The organism is Candidatus Symbiopectobacterium sp. NZEC135, from assembly GCF_025962695.1.
The window spans coordinates 1-588 of sequence record NZ_JAGFPF010001342.1; the positions used below are offsets into that span (position 1 = coordinate 1).

Annotated in this window: 1 pseudogene; it reads right to left on the reverse strand. The window is 57.5% G+C overall.

The annotated features are described in order from the left end of the window. Positions 1 to 65: 65 nt before the first annotated feature. A pseudogene (locus J5224_RS34165) lies at positions 66 to 588 on the reverse strand (M20/M25/M40 family metallo-hydrolase); the annotation flags it as partial.

Below are 588 nucleotides of genomic sequence, written 5' to 3' on the forward strand. Positions count from 1 at the left end.
TTTGGAGTGACGGGGCGTGAAGTCAACAACGCGCCGGTAGCCGTAAATGCCCCGGCGCGCCGTGCTTAGGCTTTTTCTGGGATGGCTGCCAGCAGTGCTGTCAGCAGTTGCCAGTAGCGGCCTACGCTTGCAATATGTACCTGCTCATCGGGTGAATGCGGTCCGGTGATGGTGGGCCCAATAGAAACCATGTCCATATTCGGGTAGGGTTTTTTAAACAACCCGCACTCCAGCCCGGCGTGAATAACCATGACGTTCGGCGTGGTGTCGAACAGCTTCTGGTACGTTTCACGCACCAACTGCATCACCGGTGAATGGGCATCCGGCTTCCAGCCCGGGTAGCCGCCTTTCGGCGCGGTGTGAGCGCCCGCTAACTGACCTAACGCCGTTAACGTTCCGACCACGGCATCTTTCCCGCTGTCAATCAGCGAACGGATCAAGCAGACGATTTCTGCCTGTTCAGCGTTCATGGTGACTACGCCCAGATTGAGCGAAGTTTCCACCACGCCTTTGACTTCATCACTCATACGGATGACGCCATTCGGGGTGGTATTCAGCAATGCCCGCCGGCGATCGTGGGATTCTGCG